This window comes from Scytonema hankhaensis NUACC26 (assembly GCF_045865695.1).
In the GTDB taxonomy this organism is placed as follows: domain Bacteria; phylum Cyanobacteriota; class Cyanobacteriia; order Cyanobacteriales; family Nostocaceae; genus Scytonema.
The window spans coordinates 39,640-58,880 of sequence record NZ_BAACAP010000186.1 but is presented as its reverse complement, the minus strand read 5'-3'; the positions used below and the strand labels follow the sequence as shown (position 1 = coordinate 58,880).

Sequence of the window (19,241 nt, the reverse complement as noted above, 5' to 3'; positions counted from 1 at the left end):
GTGATAGACTCACCATTGTAGAACCAAGCAAAGGCAGCAAGGCAGGATTTCCCATAAAAATCGCCAAAAACAACATTGCTAACAGTTGCATCGCCGCAATTGCTTCTTGGTCGCTCATCAAAGGGAGATGAATCAGTTCCTCAATCTGTTTGCCTTGACGTTGTTCGACAACGGTTGGTAGTGCAGGTTCGGATGAGAACTCCACCCCCAATTGTGCTAGGGCATTTCTGCCTACAGCGATCGCTTCTAACATTTGACTCTGGGCTGTCAGTGCGTTGATTTGAATCTCATAAATTTTCACTTTGTCTAGTATTGTTCGAGCCGATCGCAAAACTTGGGCTGCCATTTTTTCCATGTCCTCAAAATCGGCATTTAAGTAGGCAGTTTCCGTTGCAGCCACATAAAGATTCAGGGTTAATTCATACTGAGTTTGCCAACAGTTTGCGGTCAGCAACTCCAGCCCTGTTTGCACAAAACTTTTGGCGGCTGAGTATGCTGTAGAATTTTTGGCTTTTCGTCCGGCGGCTAAGTTAAGTTGAGCTAAGGCTTCCCGTTCCCCCAGTTGAGTCATTAACTCAATTCCTAAATTCAAATGTCCGACAATGTCAAACAGCTTTTCTGACTTTTCTATCTCTGATAAATTTTGTTGGAGTAATCGTCCGATTTTGAGATGAGTTGTCTGTTTTTGGTCTTCAGGAATTAGGGAATAGGCAGCTTGTTGAACGCGATCGTGTAAAAACTTATAACAGACAACCTACGATTGCTCTACATTTTGGCTTGAGTGTCCCAGATAAAACTTATAAATTTCATGAGTAGGTAAAATTAATCCTGACTGCAAAGCTTTCCACAATCCAGTAGCTGTCTCTATCTGAGATTGTTGTAAAACAATCGCCAAGGTTTGTAAATCAAACTGATTCCCAATACAAGCCGCTAACTTTAAAATTGACTGAGTTTCTTTTGGTAGTTTCTGTAATTGTAACGCCATGAATTCAACAATATCATCGGATAGCGATAATACTTTTACTTTGGCAATATCGCACTGCCAGTTACCTCCCTTCCAGTCAAATGTAATGAGTCCATCTTCATAGAGTGCCTTGAGAAACTGGGTGCTGAAAAATGGATTTCCTCGAGTCTTTTGATACACTAATTGCGTTAAGGGTTCTGCAATTTCTGGCGAACAAGTGAGAGTATCCGCTACTAGTTGATTTAAACTAGAGTGACTCAGTGGAGTGAGGGAAATCGTATTTATTTGAGTTGAGGCTTTTCGGATTTCTGCTAAACTTAACACTAAAGGATGGGTGGGAGAAACTTCATTATCTCGATAAGCACCAATTAATAATAAATAACTCCCTGCTGATTCACACATCAGAAATTGCATCAATTGTAAAGACGCAGAATCTGCCCACTGCAAATCATCTAAAAATATTACTAACGGATGTTCTGGACTTGTAAATATTTGGACAAATTTCTGGAATAATAAATGAAAGCGATTTTGGGCAGATATTCCTGATAGTTCCGGTACTGTGGTTGTTGATTGATAATTCGTTCTAATTCGGGTATGACTTCAATAATGACCTGTCCGCTTTCCCCTAAAGCCTCTAATATTTTGCTTTTCCATAACTGAATTTTTGCATCGCTTTCTGTTAATAATTGCCTCATTAAATCCCGGAAGGCTTGCACAAATGCCGAAAAGGGAATATGGCGATTAAATTGGTCATATTTGCCTTTGATAAAAGCACCTCGTTGCCGAATAATAGGTTTATGAACTTCATTGACAACTGCGGTTTTACCGACCCCGGAAAAACCTGCCACCAGCATCAATTCTGAAGCACCGTTGCTGACACGGTCAAAGGCATCTAATAAGGTTTGAACTTCGGATTTTCTACCATAGAGTTTGTCGGGAACGCTCAAGCGATCGCACACATCCTTCTCAGCAATTTTAAAACTCTCCATCCTACCAGTTGCTTTGAGTTGATATAAACAGTTCTCTAAATCAAATTTTAGTCCCAACGCACTTTGATAGCGGTCTTCGGCATTTTTTGCCATCAATTTGTTGACGATTGACGAGAGTACAGGCGGAATTTGTTGGTAGTCATGTAATAAAGGTGCGATTTGAGCAATATGACAATGCACCAACTCCATGGGATCGTTTGATGGAAAGGGTAACTCACCTGTAAGTAATTCGTAGAAAGTGACACCTAAAGAATAAAAATCAGTCCGATAGTCAATCCCTCGATTCATTCTTCCTGTCTGTTCTGGAGAAATGTATGCTAAAGTTCCTTCTAAAACATTGAGACTGATGAGTGTTTGGGTTTCTCTTGGTAGTAAAGATGCAATACTAAAGTCGATTAATTTAACTTGTTTGGTTTGAGGATTAATTAAAATATTTCTGGGTTTAATATCTTTATGAATAATGCGCTCTTGATAGAGAATATTTAAGGTATCGGCTAGAGCGATCGCTATTTGTAAAAAATCTTGTAGAAACGTTAAATTTAACGTTTCTACATAATTGAAATATTCTTTGAGAGAAATTCCCCCAAAGTCTTCCATAACCAACACATAGCGATTTTGATATGGTTCTAAGCTATAAGTTTGAACAATGAGAGGTGAGTTGAGATTCTTAACAATGGTGTACTGATTGCGAAACTGTACGAGTTCCGAGAAGCTAGGATAAGGATTTTTCAGTAGTTTGATGACTACGGATAAAGAGTCAGTCTCTCGAAAAGCTCGGTAGACTATCGTTCTGGAACTGTTGTAGAGTTCTTCGTTAATAGAATACCCAGGAATACTAAGCATATGACTAAATCTTAAACACCAGATTTATTATTCCCAATTCATTACACAATGACCACCTGACCAGTGACCAGTGACCAGTGACAAATGATAAATTATCCCTTAACGCCGCTACCAGTTTCTGTGGGAACAATATAACGTTGTAAAAACAGAAACAAGACCAGTACGGGAGCAATAGAAATAACAGATCCTGCTGCTACTAACCGCCAATCTAGGGAAAATGTACCAGCCAACTTTGCTACACCTAAAGGAAGAGTGTAAAGACTTTCGTCTTGGATGACAATGAGAGGCCAAAGAAAATCACTCCAAGAACCAATAAAGACAAAAATTGCCAAAGTTACCAATGCTGGGCGAATTGCAGGAAGCATGATATGCCACCATATACCTAACTCCGAACAGCCGTCCATGCGTGCTGCTTCTTCCATTTCTTTAGGAACGCTCATAAAAGCTTGTCGCAATAGAAAAATTCCAAAAGCAGAAGCTAAGCCAGGAAAAATTATTCCCAAATAAGAATTTCTTAAACCCAACTGAACTGTCAGAATATAAAGGGGAATCATGACAATTTGGAAGGGAATCATAATAGTGGAGACGATCGCCACAAAAATCCAATCTCTTCCAGGAAACGACAATCTTGCGAGTGGGTAAGCAGCTAAAGCGCAAAAAACTAAATTTAGACCCACAGTTAGCACTGCGACTAAAGTACTGTTAAATAAGTACTGTCCAAAAGGATTTGTTTGCCAAACCGTAACAAAGTTATTGAGAGTGGGTTGGCTTGGGAGTAACTGGGGTGGAGACTGAAAGATATTTTCTGTTGGGGATTTTAGCGCTGTACTGATTAGCCAAAATAGGGGGAACAAAGTTGCTAGTGCTATGGCTCCCAATAGCCCATATGTCCCGAACTGATTTTGGAGTTTGGATTGTGTCATTTTCAAGTTATGGTTGCAACAAAAATATACAAACAAATTATTAACGACTGATTTTGCATCTAATTTTTCTTAGGTTATATTGAAACCTTCATAGATTTAAAGAATTATAGCCTTGGTCTTCGACTTCTAGATCCCCCAAGCCCTCATCCGCTACTCTCTTAACTCTCGTTCCCAGCCTCTGGCTGGGAATGTAGACGGAGAGGCTCCGCCTCCCGCATTCGAGAGTGCGAGGCGAGCCTCCATGAAGTCATTCCCAGGCGGAGCCACCGGATCGAGGTGGGAGGATCTAATCGGATGAGGAAAAATTACGAGTATGAATATGAGAAAAATTAAAATCCTATCTACAGGAAAATATCTACCTAAAAAACAAGTGACAGCAAAAGAACTGGAATTCAGCCTTGGTTTAGATCCGGGATGGATTGAGAAAAAATCGGGTGTGCTTGTCCGCCATTTTGTTGAAGATGAAACAGCATCACTGATGGGGGCTTATGCTGCTAAAAATGCCTTAGAAGCAGCTGGTTTATCTTTTCACGATATTGATTGCTTGATTTGTACGAGTGGTATTCCAGAACAAGCAATTCCCTGTACGGCTGCACTGATTCAAGAACAACTTGGGGCGCTTGACTCTGGCATTCCTGCTTTTGATATTAACTCTACCTGTCTGAGTTTTATCGTCGGCTTAGACACTATATCTTATCTTATTCAAGCAGGAAGATATCAAAAAGTATTGATTGTCGCTACAGAAGTTGCAACAGGTTTAAATTGGGAAGATAAAGAAAGTTGTACCTTGTTTGGAGATGGTGCGGCGGCGGCGATAATTGCGAAGTCTGACGAACAAGAGGATTGCAAAATATTATCTGCTCGAATAGAAACCTACAGCCGAGGCGCACGCTTCACAGAATGTAAAGGTGGGGGGAACAAACATCATCCCAAAGATTATGCCGAAAATTTAGATGATTTTCTTTTTAAAATGGATGGCAAAGCTGTTTATAGGCTTGCGTCTGAAGTCACACCAAATTTTGTCCAGCATTTGCTTCAGGATGCAGGGTTAAAGATGGCGGATATAAAAATGGTGATTCCCCATCAAGCAAGTTTAATGGCAATGCGTCTTATGCGTAAACAATTGGATCTTCCCGAAGAAAAAGTTATGGTCATTGCTCACAATCATGGTAATACTATAGCTGCATCTGTTCCGATGGCGTTCCATGAATCTATTGTTCAAGGGAAAATTCAGCGTGGCGATCGCATTATGCTTTTAGGGACATCAGCAGGATTTTCGATTGGAGGTATAATCCTTGAATACTAATATTTTGCTGACAGGGGGTCGCGCCCCAGTCACATTAGATTTAGCTAGATTGCTATCAGCTGCAGGTTACAGAGTTTTTGTAGCTGACAGCTTAAAGTATCATCTTTGTACGGCTTCTCGTGCTGTTATCAAAAACTTTTTGGTTCCGCCTCCAAAAATTAATCTAACGGGTTATATTAATGCTTTATTAGAAATAATCAAACAAGAAAAGATCGGCTTGTTGATACCAACTTGTGAAGAAATTTTTTATATTTCTAGTCAGCTTTCTCTATTAAGTTCTTATTGTCAGGTTTTTGCTGAACCATTGGAAAAACTGAAAGGACTGCATAACAAATGGCAATTTATCAATCGCGTACAACAGTTAGGCTTATTAGCACCAGAAACTTGGTTAGTCAACTCTCATCAAGACTTATTAGATATTTTAGATTTGCCAAATCCACAAAAGATAGTCTTAAAGCCTGTTTATTCTCGATTTGCCAGTCATGTTCGTGTATTATCCAAGCCTATTAATGAAATACCGTCTTTAGAAATTCATTCAAATAAAGCTTGGGTTGCTCAAGAATTTATTTCGGGAAAGCATTATTGTACTTATAGTATTGCTCAACAAGGTAAAATAGTAGCTCACGCCGTTTATCCTACTATATTTACAGCTGGTAAAGGTTCCTGTATTTATTTTGAATCTATAGAACATTCAGGGCTTTTAGAATGGGTAAAAACTTTTGTGGAAGCAGAAAAATTTACGGGTCAGATTGCTTTTGATTTTATAGAGTCAGATGATGGAATGTTATATCCTTTAGAATGCAATCCTAGGGCTATTAGTGCTATTCATTTATTTGAGGTATCGGACGGATTGGAGAAAGCTTTTTTTAATCAGACACAAACTATTATTCAACCTAAAATTGGACAAAGAACTGCGATCGCAATGGCTATGATTGTCTATGGTTTGGCTTCAGCTATTAGTTCGGGGAGATTTTTTAGTTGGTTAAAAATGTTTATGAAGACTAAAGATGTTGTTTTTCGTCTATCAGATCCTTTACCTTCTTTCTATTTATGGATAGTACTTTTTCAGTTCATACAAATGAGCCACCAAAGTGGATTGACTCTTCAGCAAGTGTCTACTCAAGATATTGAATGGGATGGTGAGGAGATTGGTTAAGTTTATATGTTGCAACAGTCAAAAGGACAGGCGGGACACCCACTTCACAAATGCATGAATTTCTGTTGCTTGTGGGATAAGCATCTTACCCGTCCCTATTATTAAAAGAGAGAAGGGTAATGGAGAATTTTTTGTTTCAAAATTGGTATATAGCGTGTACTTCTCGCGAGTTAAATCAAAAGCCTATAGCAAGAACTGTATTAGGTATTCCCTTAGCTATTTTTCGAGGAATCGATGGTAAACCTTCTGCTTTTTTGGATAAATGTCCGCATCGCAATATTCCTCTTTCAAAAGGTTGGGTGAAAAATAATTATCTTATTTGTAAATATCATGGTTGGTGTTTTGATGAGCAAGGTATTTGTCGAGAAATACCGGGACTTTGTAATTGGAATGAAGACCGAAATAGAAATGCTGTTGCTTATCCTGTTCTTGAGCAAGATGGTTTTATTTGGGTTTATTGTAAAGCTGATGAACTACCCAAATCTCAGCCTTATGAATTTCCCTGTTTAAAGCAAAAAGGGTTTTCCACATTCACTAAACAAATGGAATGTAAAACAACTTTGGAAAATGCAGCCGAAAATTTTCTGGATGCAACCCATACTCATTTTGTTCACTCTGGTTTAATTAGAACAGATAATCAACGTAAAGAAATTACTGTTAAAATAACCCGCTCTGAGAACATGGTAGAGGCTGTTTACCTCAATGAAGAAACTATTTCTGGGTTAATTTACAAATTATTAGCACCGGGATGTAAGAAAGTGATTTCTATTGGTCGCTTTATTTTGCCGAGTATTGCTCAATTAGAATATTGTACGGATTGCGATCGCGATCAATTATTTATTTCTCTTTTCTTAACTCCTGTTAAAGAAAATTTAATAAGAGCTTATAGTATTGTGACTTTTCGCTCTTGGTTACCCGACTGGTTTTTAAAAGCTATTGCCAAACCACTTTTTTCTTTTGCTACACGACAAGATAAGGCAATTTTACAATTACAGACTTGGAATATCAATCGATTTCAAGGAGAAAAATTTGTACTTACAGAAATAGATGTTATTAGACCTCATCTTTTGTATTTATTGAAACAAGGAGAAAAGCTAAATGAACCATCAGTATTTGAGAAAATAATTAAAATGAAGGTTTAAAAAACAGATTTATCAATTATTTCGGGTCTCACACAAAGACAAAAAGTTATAGGTTTGTAGTAGCGCTGTCTTCGCACGCATCTCAACGGCAAAATCAGTATAATATATTTACTAAAATTTATCTAATTTCTTTTTTTAAAGGATGTCTGAAAAGTTTTTAGTGATGTACCAAAGTTTTACAGATCCCCCTAAATCCTCCTGAAAAAGGGGGAATTTGAGAGTATTTTCTCCCTGAAAAAGGGGGAATTTGAGAGTATTTTCTCCCTGAAAAAGGAGGAATTTGAGAGTATTTTCTCCCTTTTTAAGGGGGGCTAGGGGGGAGCGTGCATTAAATCTGATACTTCTGTTGACATCCTCTTAGCGCCTTGGCGTGAACTTATCAATTTATCCCCCAGACAATGAATGTTATCTATCTTCTTTTAAAATCATCGAAAGTAATTGTTGCGATCGCAATATTTACAGGTTTAGTTAGTGGTGCTTGTAGCGCCAGAATTATTGCTTTAATTAACAGCGCTATTAACAGTAACACAAATTTCTCATCCATTATCATCTGGAGTTTTGTTGGGCTTGTCCCGATTGCAGTCACAAGCCGATTTATCTCAGAATTGTGTTTAATTCGCCTTTCCCAGAAAGTCATATTCAACACCCGATTGCTTTTGTGTCGTCAGATTGTAGCATCCCCTTTACGCTATATAGAAGAGTTAGGAACTTCGCGTTTGCTTGCTACCTTAACAGATGACGTACAAGCAGTCTCTGAAGCTGTAGCTTTTATTCCCAGCCTCTGTATTGCAACTGCTGTGGTCATTGGTTGTTTAATTTATATGATATATCTTTCTTGGATAGTCTTTTTAGGGTTTGTTGCTTTTTTAGTTATAGCAATATTGAGCTATGAGATAGTCACTCAAAAAGCCAAGCACTCTTTAGAACTCGCACGGGGGGAACAAGATAAACTTTTTAGTCACTTTCGCGCCATTACTGAGGGAACAAAAGAACTCAAGCTAAATCAAAGAAGACGCGAAGCTTTCTTTGCTGAAGAATTGGAATGCACTATTGCTCGTTCCCGTCGTTATAACATTGATGGGATGACTTCCTTCACAATTGGGTTAACTTGGAGTCAACTTTTGTTATTTATTGTTATTGGGTTGGTTGACTTTGGATTACCAAGAGTGATGCAAATTGACCAAAGTATTTTGTCTGGTTATGCTTTAACTATTATTTTTTTGGTAGTTCCTTTAGATGCTATTACAAGCATACTTCCTCGTTTAAGTAAAGCGAGTATTGCTTTACAAAAGATTGAGTCTATTAGTTTAGCATTGGCTAGTCGTTCTGAGGAAATGTCGGAGTCGGAGAAATCCGAGCGCGAACCAGCCCCAACGAATAGAATTCGTGGCTATACAAGCAAAACCCGCCTGCGCGGGTTAACTTTATTAGTCCGCGCAGGCGGTGAGACAGCCCTGAAGGAGGGTTTCCCTCCGCAGGGGACTGCGTTCGCGTTCGCGAAGCGTGTCGCGCCTGCGACTCAGCGTCTCCGGAGGAGATACCCGAAGGGACTTCGATTGTATAGTAGTGAATTCCATTCACCCAAAACTTCCCAGGCTATATCTCCTATTAAATTTAAGCAGTTGAAACTTGAAGGTATTTCCCATGCTTACTGGGGAGAACAAGAAGAGAACCATTTTACTCTTGGTTCCATTGATTTAACTTTTTCTCCTCAAGAATTGGTATTTTTGGTGGGAGGAAATGGTAGTGGTAAATCTACTTTTGCTAAACTGATTACCGGTCTATATGTTCCAGAGACAGGAAAAATCTTTGTTGATGGTAAGCTTGTGGAAGAGCGAAATAGAGACTGGTATCGCCAACACTTTTCTGCGGTTTTTTCAGACTTTTATCTTTTTGATAAACTGCTAGGTTTAGATTACACCAAGTTAGATAACCAGATACAAGATTACCTTGTTAAACTCCACCTTGACAGTAAGGTAAAAGTTAAGGAAGGAAAGTTTTCGACAACTGCTTTGTCCCAAGGACAGCGCAAGCGGCTTGCTTTACTGACTGCTTACTTAGAAGATCGTCCTTTTTATGTATTTGACGAATGGGCGTCAGATCAAGACCCTGTATTTAAAGAAATCTTTTATACTCAGTTACTACCAGAACTGAAAAGTAAAGGTAAAACAGTATTGGCGATTAGCCATGATGACCGCTATTTTCATCTGGCGGATAGGGTTCTTAAGCTAGATTATGGAAAACTGATATGAATGTTCTTGTGACTGGTGGTACTGGCTTTTTAGGAAAGCATCTGGCGTTGAGGTTGAAATCCCTCGGTCATAACGTCAGTATATTAGGACGCAATCAAAACATTGGTAAACAATTGGAAGCAGAAGGATTCAAATTTTTGCCAGTGGATTTGCGGGACAAAGAAGCAACAATTACAGCGTGTCAAGGACAGGATTACGTGTTTCATTGTGCAGCCCTATCGTCACCTTGGGGAAAATATCGGGATTTTTATGATTCTAATGTTTTAGCAACTCAGCATATTATCCAAGGGTGTCAGGAGTCGGGAGTCAAAAGACTGATTCACGTTTCAACTCCCAGTATTTATTTTAATTTTTGCGATCGCTTTAACATTCCTGAAAACGATCCATTACCCAAGATACCAGCTAACGCCTACGCTGAAACAAAACTTTTAGCAGAACAAGAAATTGACCGCGCACACCAGCAAGGTTTACCTGTTATTAGCATCCGACCTCGCAGCATTGTTGGTCCTGGCGATACAGCTATTTTTCCAAGATTGCTTCAAGCAAGTTCGCGGACTGGTATTCCTTTAATCAATCAAGGTAAAGCTTGCATTGATGTGACCTATGTTGACAATGTCGTTGATGCTTTGTTGCTTTGTCAAAATGCTCCAGATAAATTATTAGGTAAAAAATTTAACATTACCAACGGACAACCAATGGAGTTGAAAAATTTACTAGAAATGCTGTCTCATCAACTTGGTTATCCCCTGAAATTCAAACCAATACCCTATCAAACTGCGAACCTAGCAGCCACAGCAATGGAATTTTTATCAAAAAGTATTTTCTTTGGAAAAGAACCCGTACTCACCCGTTATAAAGTTGGAGTGTTAGCTTTTAGCCAAACATTAGATATTACAGCAGCAAGAACAGAATTAGGCTATCAACCAAGAGTCAGTATTGAAGAGGGGTTGAACATTTTTGCCCAATGGTGGAAGTCAGTAGGTTGGGTTGAGGAACGAAACCCAACATTGAATAACCAATCCAAAATCCAAAATCTAAAATCCAAAATAAGATAATGTCTCTTAAAGTGAAGTTTTTTCAAGCCGGGTATTGTACGCATCCTGAAGCTATTGTCATCAGAGATGGGCGTTGGAAAACTACGAATTTTCCTTCAATTTTTGCCCTCATCTCACACCCCAATTTTGGTGCTATTTTATTTGACACTGGCTATTCAGACCGCTTTTTTCAAGAAACCCGCTCTTTTCCCTTTAGTCTTTACGCTCTAACGACGCCAGTATATTTACAGCCAGAGGATAGCGCCGTCCATCAATTAACCAATTATGGTGTTTCTCCAGATAGTGTTCGGTATATCATTATTTCTCACTTTCACGCAGATCATATCGGTGGCTTGCGAGACTTTCCAAATGCTCAATTTATATGTTTTAAATCCGCTTATGAAGCTGTCAAGTCTCTCCGCAATACAGCAGCTCTCAAAGCAGGTTTTCTACCTGGATTGCTACCGCCAGATTTTGAGCAACGGGTCGTATTTGTCGAGGAGAAAACAAAAATATCATTATCACTAGAGTATGGAAGTTTCAACACCGGCTTTGACTTATGCGGAGATAGTACCCTCATAGGCGTTGAATTACCCGGACACGCAATCGGTCAACTTGGATTATTTTTTACAGACGTTGACCATCAAGATTATTTTCTCATTGCCGATGCCTGTTGGTTAAGCCGTGCTTATCAAGAATTCCTTCAACCCCATCCTATTGCTAATCTTATCTTTTCCAATAAGCGCCAGTATGTAGATACACTGCAAAGAATTCATCAATTGCATAAGTTAAATCCAAATCTCAAGATTATTCCCACTCATTGTGCAGATACTTGGCAAATGTTACTCCTTTCCCTTCCCAAGACTACTGATTTAAATAAACCGCAAAGACGCGAAGAGCACGAAGAAAGAGGAAAAGGACAGAGGTAATCTTAAAACTCCTCTTCTTCTCTTTGCGCTCTTCCCGTCTTTGCGGTTCAAAAAAAATTATCATTCAAATACAATGAACAGTCTTCTCAGAATCCTTTGGTATTACCTACAAACCAAATACAGACAACCCTTCCGCAACCGCCGATCGCTCTTAACATGGCAAGACAAAAAAGTCCAGAAATTCCTTCAAAAAATCCTGCCAAAATCACCCTTTTACCGCCATTACTACCAAGGGTTAAACCTTCATAACTGGCAAGAATTTCCCATCATTGATAAAGCGATCGCAATGGCAAATTTTGACAAACTGAATACAGTAGGTATCAAAAAATCCGAAGCGCTAACAGTAGCATTAGAAGCAGAGAAAACACGAAACTTCAACTCAACACTTCAAGGCTTCACTGTTGGTCTTTCTTCCGGAACCAGTGGGAATCGTGGCTTATTTATAGTCAGCCAAAAAGAACAGCAAGCTTGGGCTGGTACGATTTTAGCAAAAGCACTACCTCAATCAATTTTGACTTCCCAACGTATTGCTTTTTTTCTTCGAGCAAATAGCAATCTTTATGAAACTGTTAACAGACAACGCATCCAGTTTGAGTATTTTGATTTATTCAATTCTGTCGAAAGTCATATTGAACGCTTAAATCAATATGTACCAAGTATTCTAGTAGCACCACCATCTATGCTACGTCTGTTAGCAGATGCTCGAGTCCAAGGAGATTTAAAGATAGCCCCCAACAGAGTGGTTTCAGTTGCAGAAGTTTTAGATCCTTTAGATGAAGCTTATATTCGTGATTCTTTTCAGCAAACAGTTCATCAACTCTACCAATGTACTGAAGGATTTTTGGGAAGAACTTGCGAATATGGAACTTTACACCTTAATGAAGATATTTTAGCGATTCAAAAAGAGTATATCGATCGCAATGCGGGTAAGTTCATGCCAATTATTACTGACTTTAACCGCACAACTCAACCGATTATTCGTTATCGTCTAGATGATATTTTAACTGAATGTCAACAACCTTGTCCCTGTGGTTCGGTTTTAACAGCTATCCATAGTGTTGAAGGACGGCGGGATGATATTTTTTATTTACCTCACGAAAATGAAGAAAAATTAGTACCAATATTTCCAGATTTTATTCGCAAGGCAATTATTATTGCTTCAGAGAACATTCAAGAATATGCTGTCGTTCAGAAAAATCCTAATCTTATAGAAGTTTCTTTAAAAGTACCTTTAGCATTTATCCAAGAGAGTCAAGCAACAGTTTATAAAAATTTACTAGAGTTATTTGAACAAAAACATTGCCAAATCCCAGAGATTTGTTATAAAAAATACGAAACAAGAACCGTACATCATAAAAAACTCAGGCGCGTTCAACGAGAATTTTCTATAGATCCTAAATTATGACTGCTGACATTCATCTTTACGATAAAGATACAATAGATAATTTATCTTATTCAACATCAGAGGTAGCCATCCTCGCAAAAAACTACTGGTTACCTATAATGAAAGCTGGTTCATCCCACTTTATTGACAATGTCAATAGCCAGCTTTTAGCATTAGCGATCGATGATTTAGTGTTACCAGTTACTGTTAATTCTAAAGAATTAGAAAATTGCTATGTTTGTTCTCCTTACAATCATTATGTAACCTATTCTAAAGAAGAACTAAAAACTTTAAAAAATCCTTTTCTAGAAAAAAATTTAGAAATTATTATCAATATATTTGGTTTATTTTTCAATTTGGGTCAAATCAATCGAGTTGTTATTGTCCATAATTTACTACTCTCAACAAATTTATATCCAGATTTATCTTCAGAACAAATTACTGAAATCACTAAAACTTTAAAAAAATATTTTCCAACTCATGCTATCATTTTTCGTTCCATTAATACTTTTGTCAGCGATGACTTATTCAATGCCTTTAAAAACAACAGCTATCACATGATAGGTAGCAGGCAAATTTACCTTTTTAATCCCAAAGACCAATCGGCAATGCGGACAAAAATGAGATGGCGATTAAAGCAAGATTTAAAACTTATTCAGCAGCAAGGTTATGAAGCGATCGATAGCAGTCAAATTTCTTCAGAAGATATTCCCCGTTTGGTAGAATTATATAATGCTTTGTATTTAGAAAAATACTCTTATCACAACCCTCAGTTTAACGATCGCTTCTTAGCACTTGCTCTTGAAAATAAAGCTTTACAAATCAAAGCCTTGAGAAAAGCCGGAAAAATTGATGGAGCGATCGGGTTCTATGAAGTCAATGGAGTGATGACTACACCAATTTTAGGATATGACACGACCTTACCTCAAGAAGTTGGGCTATATCGAATGTTATCGGCTCTATTAACAGTGGAAGCCATAGAAAAAGGGATCGTATTGCATCAAAGTTCTGGTGCAGCTTCTTTTAAAAGATTTAGAGGATTTATTAGCAACATTGAGTACAGTGCTGTTTTTTATCAGCATTTACCTTGGTGGCGACAACTGGTATGGCGATTTTTAGGAGTGCTGGTCAATAGAATGGCTGTACCATTGATGAAGAAGTATAAGTTATAGCATACCGCAAGAAACCGATTTGAGTCTACACCGTTAGTAGAGTAGGGAAATGCAGGAATGTAAAGCGCACCCTGAGGGCTTTGTTTTTGAGTCCCCAGCCCCAGATCTTCAAGTCTTTTAGCTATTCGCCTTTAGGAGATGCTCCTAATTGAACTTTCACATCGGTGCAACTTTTCCCTGAATATGAATAAAATAAGGTCAATACTTTTAGCAAAATGCTATGCCAACTATATACCTCAAAAACGGAGAGACTGTACAAGTCAGTGTAGAAAACTTAGAAGACTTTTTGTATGAGAACCATGAGCGTATAGAGGTTCGGCGCAAGAAATTACGTAGACCTCCGGTAGATGCAGCTACAGTCTCAACTAGCAGTAAATAATTACAGTTACATTAGGCAAATCTTCGGCTTCAAACGTTTAGTGGTTCAAATGGTTGGTAGTTTGAAACGGTGTTTCACCCCATGATGTGTAGCAAAAATTTTTTGAATTGGTATTAAGATCGTAGATAATAGTCAGATTCAAGTTTATGGCAGCTGCAATATCCGTCACAATTCCTATCAAAAATATTCAGTTAAACCCAGGTAGTAAGATCGCCATCCATGATATAACCTGGGAGCAATTTGAAGCCATTTTAGAGGAACGAGAAGCAACGGGAATAAAAACTAGAATTGCTTACAGCCAAGGAATTTTAGAAATAATGTCACCCCTACCTGCTCGTGAAAGACCCCATAGAATTATTGGAGATATCGTGAAAATTTTACTTGATGTTCAAGAGCAAGATTGGGAAGATTTTGGCTCAACGACATTTAGAAAAAAAGCAAATGCTGTAGGACTTGAACCCGATACCTGTTTTTACATTCAAAATGCTCGTAAAGTTCGCGATCGTATGAGAATCGATCTGACAATCGATCCACCCCTGACTTGGCAATTGAAGCGGATGTAACTTCTATTACTACCCTTGATGCCTACGAAGCTTTGGCAGTTCCTGAAGTCTGGATCTATACTCAGGAAAAATTTACGATTAATGTCCTCACAAATGGCAAATATGTAGAATCTACTACTAGCCCTACCTTTCCCGGCTTACCAATTCTTGAGTTAATTCCTAAGTTGGTAAAGCAGGCGTTTCAAGATGGCAGCAGTAAAGTTCTAAGAGAATTTAGAAAGCAGATGAATTCCCAGACGGAAACATATAATGCTAACTAGGACGCAAACCACTGCTGGCTGTAGGCTTGTTACTCTATGCCTTGGCACGTGGGCTTGTGGCTGAATTCTGTACAAACTCCTTGTAAAGGCTTATCCCAAGGGTCTACAGGTAATTGGGGCATATAAGCAAATTCAAATACAATTCCTATGGTTGGTATCTTTTCCCATTCAGAAGAACTCAACAATCGGTCATAATATCCACCGCCATAACCCAAGCGGTAACCTTGATAGTCACAAGCAACACAGGGTACAAGAATTAAATCCACTTCTATGGGGTTTATGGTGGAAGCGTTGGGTGATGGTTCAATAATTCCATAAGTACCAGTTTTTACAAGATCGTTAGGCATCCAACAATGCCAAATCAGTGCATTATCAACGCACCGAGGAAATCCCCAACAGCGAGAAGTGTCTGTAAATAGAAAGCTGAGATTTGGTTCTTGACGAAAGCTGAAATAAGCAAGTATTGTTTTTGACTGAGCAAAAATAGATGTCTGTAGGAGGTTTTGGCAAATGCGATCGCTCTTTTGTTTCCACTCTGCTACAGACATGGACTGACGTTTTTTGAGTTGCGTTCGCCTTAATTCCGTTTTTTTCATTAAAAATCTCACACCACAGCAATTCCATCCCCAACTTGTACCCCAAGATACAACTATTATAGGTCAAACATGGAAAGTAACCGTCCACGTGGTGAGCAAAAAAGTGTCCGCTCTAAAATCATACGGAATCAGTCGTTATAAGGTTGTGGGTTGAGAATCTCTATATCCCCAGGCGATACTTGCCTAACTCCACCAGTAGGATATAAGTCTTCTGAATTGTTACAACTCATTGAGCGCAACGTGTCTTATGGAACAACTCAGATGACAGCAACCACTCATTCTTCGCAATTATTGAGGCTTGTAAACCAACAAACTCTAGAATATGCTTCATTACAGCCATTTTCAGGTAAATAGACCACAGTCGTAGGGGCGCGGCGGCCTTGCGCCCCTACCAACGGTGTGGTTCATTTAGGTGAAAACTGCTGTAACTTATCGCGTTGAGGGTAGAGCTGATGCTCAAGTTATGAGAATTTTAGATATTCCTGACGCCAAACGTGTCATTACAGAGCAAAGTCTAGGACGCCTTTATGAATCAGCATGGTTGGAAAATGTTATGGAATTTATGGAATGAGCGTGCAGCAGCATCGCTTGTACCGTTAGCCAGGAGGAAGGCAATCGCATTCCATGTCTTTAGTCGGCTTTAGCCCTACCTACAGTGCCTAAATTTTTCAGAAATCATTTATGATTCCTATAGCTGGCTATATTACTGATGTTTAGACTGTGACATTTTCAACGGAAGGTAAATTGTAATGGCATTTAGCAATTACAAAAGTATTAGTGCAGTTGTTAAAAAGTTTCAAATTAAGTACATACAATCTAATTTTATAATGGAAGTCGATTTTGCTGTAAAAGAATCTTTCCAAGAAGAATTAGATTTGTTATTTACAGATGGAGTTATTGATAATTCCGAAGATGCTATTTGTGAAAATCTGATTTATCCAGTCTTGAAAGATGTCTGGAAAATTTATCGAAGCCAATTAACACTTTGGAGTCATGAAACATTAGCTTACGATGAAGATTTGTCTGGTGTTCCAGACTACACGGTGACACAGCGAAATCCTTTAGCAACGATTGTTTTTGATAAACCCTATTTTTTAACTGTTGAAGCAAAGCAAGATAAATTTGAAGAAGGTTGGGGTCAGTGCTTAGCTGAAATGATAGCAGTACAGCGAATCAATAATGATTTTCAAATGAATGTTTTTGGTATTGTTTCTAATGGTAAAATCTGGCAGTTTGGCAAGTTGACTGCTGATGTTTTTACTAGAAATAAAAATATTTATGTAATTCAAGATTTAGATAAGTTATTTGCTGCAGTTAATTATGTTTTTCAGCAGTGTGAGTTGCAAATAAATCAGAATATTTGATAAAAATAGGACTTACGCAACTTCAAAAGCATTGCGGGTATTTCACGTGTTGCAGATCCCCCCAACCCCCCTTAAAAAGGGGGGCTTTGCGTAAGTCCTAAAAAATTACAATGAGTTCGCATATCTTCTTTGCAAAATGGGTAACTTATCATCAAGACTCTCAGTTATCAACTCATTTATGCTTGCTTCACTAAGAATTGCTACTTGGAATTTGGAGAAACCCAAACCCAATGGATGGAGTAAAAATCCAATTATTCTTGAAAAAATACAAGAAATTAATGCTGATATCTGGATTTTGACAGAAACTAATGATGCTATTAATCCAGGAGAGCAATATTTTCAAGCTGCTAGTTATTCCAAACCGGAATGGGATGGTTTTAAATATACAACTATTTGGTCTCGTTTGCCTATTATACGACATTGGCAAACCTATGACCCTTGGATTAGTGTTTGTGCGGAAATTCTCACTCCTATAGGAAACTTGTTAGTGTATGGAACAATTATCACTTATGCTCATGATGATGTTCTAAATGGGAAGGCAAAAATTTGGGAACGCCATTATGAATCTATTCAAAGTCATAGTCGAGATTGGAGAAAATTGAACAAACTTTTGCCTTTATGTGTCGCTGGTGACTTTAATGAAGCTTTGAGTCAGCCTTTTAGCTATGGAACTCCTAAAGGACGAGAAATGCTTCGTCAAGGGTTGGAGCAAAGCAACTTAGTTTGCGTGACTGCTAATCATGAACTTGGCTATAATATTGACCATATTTGCCTGAGTTTGGATTGGGCAAAAAGAGTACAAAATACGAACAAATGGCAAGCTTATAAAACTAATGGTCATCCGGTTACTGACCACTTTGGCGTTTATGTAGATTTATTTTTTGATACTTCTGTTAGCTGAATACGGGAGGCGGAGCCTCCGGTGAGGCATTCCCAGGCAGAGCCTGGGAACGAGGGTGAGGCGGAAGTTGGGGATCTAAGGGATCTAACTTTTCACGATATTAAGCAGCGTTTTTACGCCACCAGTCAATTGTATTTTTCAGCCCTTGCTTAAAGTCCACTTGGGCAGTGAAACCAAAGGCTTTCTTGGCTCGTTCTGTATCTAAACAACGTCGGGGTTGACCGTTAGGTTTATCTGTTTCCCAAACTATTTCGCCTTCAAATTCCATTAACTCACATATAAGATGAATTAAGTCGCGTATGGAAATTTCATAACCCGTTCCCAAGTTGACGGGTTCGGAATCATTGTAGTATTGGGTACCTATGACGATCCCTCGTGCTGCGTCTTCTGAATATAAAAACTCACGAGTTGGACTACCGTCACCCCAAACTGGAAGTTTCTTTTCTCCTTTTATCTGCGCTTCATAAACTTTGCGAATTAACGCTGGGATAACATGAGAACTTCTGGGGTCAAAGTTGTCTTCGGGTCCGTATAAGTTCACTGGCAACAGGTAAATACCATTAAAGTTATATTGTTGGCGGTACGCTTGCAGTTGAACGAGAAGGGCTTTTTTGGCGATTCCATAAGGGGCGTTTGTTTCCTCTGGGTAGCCATTCCACAGGTCATCTTCTTTAAATGGAACTGGGGTAAATTTGGGGTAGGCACAAATGGTACCAACACAGATAAATTTTTCTACTCCAGCTTGATAAGCAGCATGAATTAACTGCGTACCCATCATTAAGTTGTCGTAGAACAATTCAGCTGGTTTTTCACGGTTAAGACCTATTCCACCAACATGGGCGGCTAGGTGTATGATAATATCTTGTTGATCGACTGCTCTTTGACAATTTTCCCATGTCCGCAAGTCGCATTCACGCGATCGCGTCACTGTAATCTTATTTTGGTCAGCCCCAGCTTTACAAAGTTGGTCAATGACTTGACGCCCCAAGAAACCGGCTCCACCAGTCACGAGAATGCGTTTGTTCTTAAGTTCTAAGGTGCTCATTTTTTGTCCTCATAGTAGAAAAAGCGATCGCTCATTACT

General features: G+C 38.7%; 18 protein-coding genes and 1 pseudogene. 15 read left to right on the top strand and 4 right to left on the bottom strand.

All coding sequences use genetic code 11. The features are described 5' to 3' along the window. Both ACKTT2_RS18795 and ACKTT2_RS18790 read right to left on the bottom strand, forming a co-directional pair. Positions 1 to 2,796, bottom strand: a pseudogene (locus ACKTT2_RS18795) (ATP-binding protein); the annotation flags it as partial. A gap of 92 nt (positions 2,797 to 2,888) precedes the next feature. Then, positions 2,889 to 3,719, bottom strand: coding sequence for a carbohydrate ABC transporter permease (locus ACKTT2_RS18790; RefSeq protein WP_407889648.1), 831 nt, complete (start codon positions 3,717 to 3,719; stop codon positions 2,889 to 2,891). Positions 3,720 to 4,038: 319 nt separating this feature from the next. Between ACKTT2_RS18790 and ACKTT2_RS18785 the strand changes: the two genes are divergently transcribed. The 11 genes from ACKTT2_RS18785 (at position 4,039) to ACKTT2_RS18735 (ending at position 15,296) form a co-directional block, all read left to right on the top strand. Next, on the top strand, positions 4,039 to 5,025 hold the full coding sequence (locus tag ACKTT2_RS18785) for a beta-ketoacyl-ACP synthase III (protein ID WP_407889646.1): 987 nt from the start codon (positions 4,039 to 4,041) through the stop codon (positions 5,023 to 5,025). Then, entirely contained in the window at positions 5,015 to 6,181 is a 1,167-nt protein-coding gene (locus tag ACKTT2_RS18780) for an ATP-grasp domain-containing protein (RefSeq protein WP_407889644.1), read from the top strand. The genes ACKTT2_RS18785 and ACKTT2_RS18780 overlap by 11 nt, the downstream gene beginning before the upstream one ends. 131 nt (positions 6,182 to 6,312) lie before the next feature. Further along, a complete protein-coding gene (locus ACKTT2_RS18775) occupies positions 6,313 to 7,323 on the top strand; it encodes a Rieske 2Fe-2S domain-containing protein (RefSeq protein ID WP_407889642.1) in 1,011 nt (336 codons plus the stop codon). A 398-nt stretch (positions 7,324 to 7,721) separates the two neighbouring features. Continuing rightward, a complete protein-coding gene (locus ACKTT2_RS18770; protein WP_407889640.1) occupies positions 7,722 to 9,575 on the top strand; it encodes an ATP-binding cassette domain-containing protein in 1,854 nt (617 codons plus the stop codon). Further along, on the top strand, positions 9,572 to 10,630 hold the full coding sequence (locus ACKTT2_RS18765; RefSeq protein ID WP_407889637.1) for an NAD-dependent epimerase/dehydratase family protein: 1,059 nt from the start codon (positions 9,572 to 9,574) through the stop codon (positions 10,628 to 10,630). Before ACKTT2_RS18770 ends, ACKTT2_RS18765 begins: the two co-directional genes overlap by 4 nt. Next, entirely contained in the window at positions 10,630 to 11,538 is a 909-nt protein-coding gene (locus ACKTT2_RS18760; protein ID WP_407889635.1) for an MBL fold metallo-hydrolase, read from the top strand. Before ACKTT2_RS18765 ends, ACKTT2_RS18760 begins: the two co-directional genes overlap by 1 nt. A gap of 73 nt (positions 11,539 to 11,611) precedes the next feature. Further along, positions 11,612 to 12,943: a F390 synthetase-related protein gene (locus tag ACKTT2_RS18755; RefSeq protein WP_407889633.1), complete on the top strand. Its 1,332-nt coding sequence runs from the start codon at positions 11,612 to 11,614 to the stop codon at positions 12,941 to 12,943. After that, positions 12,940 to 14,094 (top strand): hypothetical protein, encoded by a 1,155-nt coding sequence (locus ACKTT2_RS18750; RefSeq protein WP_407889631.1) that lies wholly within the window; start codon positions 12,940 to 12,942, stop codon positions 14,092 to 14,094. The genes ACKTT2_RS18755 and ACKTT2_RS18750 overlap by 4 nt, the downstream gene beginning before the upstream one ends. Before the next feature lie 220 nt (positions 14,095 to 14,314). Further along, complete coding sequence (locus tag ACKTT2_RS18745) at positions 14,315 to 14,473, top strand: hypothetical protein (RefSeq protein ID WP_407889629.1); 159 nt, start codon at positions 14,315 to 14,317, stop codon at positions 14,471 to 14,473. 146 nt (positions 14,474 to 14,619) lie between these two features. Further along, positions 14,620 to 15,036, top strand: coding sequence for a Uma2 family endonuclease (locus ACKTT2_RS18740; protein WP_407889627.1), 417 nt, complete (start codon positions 14,620 to 14,622; stop codon positions 15,034 to 15,036). Further along, positions 15,015 to 15,296 (top strand): hypothetical protein, encoded by a 282-nt coding sequence (locus ACKTT2_RS18735; RefSeq protein WP_407889625.1) that lies wholly within the window; start codon positions 15,015 to 15,017, stop codon positions 15,294 to 15,296. The genes ACKTT2_RS18740 and ACKTT2_RS18735 overlap by 22 nt, the downstream gene beginning before the upstream one ends. Positions 15,297 to 15,325: 29 nt before the next feature. Here the strand turns inward: ACKTT2_RS18735 and ACKTT2_RS18730 are convergent, their stop codons facing one another. Continuing rightward, positions 15,326 to 15,892 carry a 5-formyltetrahydrofolate cyclo-ligase gene (locus tag ACKTT2_RS18730; RefSeq protein ID WP_407889623.1) on the bottom strand — a complete coding sequence of 189 codons (567 nt, stop codon included), beginning with the start codon at positions 15,890 to 15,892 and terminating at the stop codon, positions 15,326 to 15,328. Between the two features lie 150 nt (positions 15,893 to 16,042). Here ACKTT2_RS18730 and ACKTT2_RS18725 point away from each other — a divergent pair, with 150 nt between their 5' ends. The 4 genes from ACKTT2_RS18725 to ACKTT2_RS18710 all read left to right on the top strand — a co-directional run bounded on the left by ACKTT2_RS18725 (position 16,043) and on the right by ACKTT2_RS18710 (position 18,157). Further along, a complete protein-coding gene (locus tag ACKTT2_RS18725; protein WP_407889621.1) occupies positions 16,043 to 16,246 on the top strand; it encodes a hypothetical protein in 204 nt (67 codons plus the stop codon). A gap of 58 nt (positions 16,247 to 16,304) precedes the next feature. Further along, entirely contained in the window at positions 16,305 to 16,463 is a 159-nt protein-coding gene (locus ACKTT2_RS18720) for a hypothetical protein (protein WP_407889618.1), read from the top strand. 178 nt (positions 16,464 to 16,641) lie between these two features. After that, positions 16,642 to 17,256 (top strand): hypothetical protein, encoded by a 615-nt coding sequence (locus tag ACKTT2_RS18715; RefSeq protein ID WP_407889616.1) that lies wholly within the window; start codon positions 16,642 to 16,644, stop codon positions 17,254 to 17,256. A gap of 178 nt (positions 17,257 to 17,434) precedes the next feature. Next, a complete protein-coding gene (locus ACKTT2_RS18710; protein ID WP_407889614.1) occupies positions 17,435 to 18,157 on the top strand; it encodes an endonuclease/exonuclease/phosphatase family protein in 723 nt (240 codons plus the stop codon). 100 nt (positions 18,158 to 18,257) lie between these two features. Here ACKTT2_RS18710 and ACKTT2_RS18705 read toward each other — a convergent pair whose 3' ends face one another. Continuing rightward, positions 18,258 to 19,202: a GDP-L-fucose synthase family protein gene (locus ACKTT2_RS18705; protein ID WP_407889612.1), complete on the bottom strand. Its 945-nt coding sequence runs from the start codon at positions 19,200 to 19,202 to the stop codon at positions 18,258 to 18,260. Positions 19,203 to 19,241 lie beyond the last annotated feature (39 nt).

Bases quoted from the DNA above. Each gene is read 5' to 3' on its own strand.
- ACKTT2_RS18790 (WP_407889648.1), bottom strand. From the start codon at position 3,719: ATGACACAATCCAAACTCCAAAATCAGTTCGGGACATATGGGCTATTG.
- ACKTT2_RS18785 (WP_407889646.1), top strand. From the start codon at position 4,039: ATGAGAAAAATTAAAATCCTATCTACAGGAAAATATCTACCTAAAAAA.
- ACKTT2_RS18770 (WP_407889640.1), top strand. From the start codon at position 7,722: ATGAATGTTATCTATCTTCTTTTAAAATCATCGAAAGTAATTGTTGCG.
- ACKTT2_RS18765 (WP_407889637.1), top strand. From the start codon at position 9,572: ATGAATGTTCTTGTGACTGGTGGTACTGGCTTTTTAGGAAAGCATCTG.
- ACKTT2_RS18760 (WP_407889635.1), top strand. From the start codon at position 10,630: ATGTCTCTTAAAGTGAAGTTTTTTCAAGCCGGGTATTGTACGCATCCT.
- ACKTT2_RS18755 (WP_407889633.1), top strand. From the start codon at position 11,612: ATGAACAGTCTTCTCAGAATCCTTTGGTATTACCTACAAACCAAATAC.
- ACKTT2_RS18750 (WP_407889631.1), top strand. From the start codon at position 12,940: ATGACTGCTGACATTCATCTTTACGATAAAGATACAATAGATAATTTA.
- ACKTT2_RS18745 (WP_407889629.1), top strand. From the start codon at position 14,315: ATGCCAACTATATACCTCAAAAACGGAGAGACTGTACAAGTCAGTGTA.
- ACKTT2_RS18740 (WP_407889627.1), top strand. From the start codon at position 14,620: ATGGCAGCTGCAATATCCGTCACAATTCCTATCAAAAATATTCAGTTA.
- ACKTT2_RS18730 (WP_407889623.1), bottom strand. From the start codon at position 15,892: ATGAAAAAAACGGAATTAAGGCGAACGCAACTCAAAAAACGTCAGTCC.
- ACKTT2_RS18715 (WP_407889616.1), top strand. From the start codon at position 16,642: ATGGCATTTAGCAATTACAAAAGTATTAGTGCAGTTGTTAAAAAGTTT.
- ACKTT2_RS18710 (WP_407889614.1), top strand. From the start codon at position 17,435: ATGCTTGCTTCACTAAGAATTGCTACTTGGAATTTGGAGAAACCCAAA.
- ACKTT2_RS18705 (WP_407889612.1), bottom strand. From the start codon at position 19,202: ATGAGCACCTTAGAACTTAAGAACAAACGCATTCTCGTGACTGGTGGA.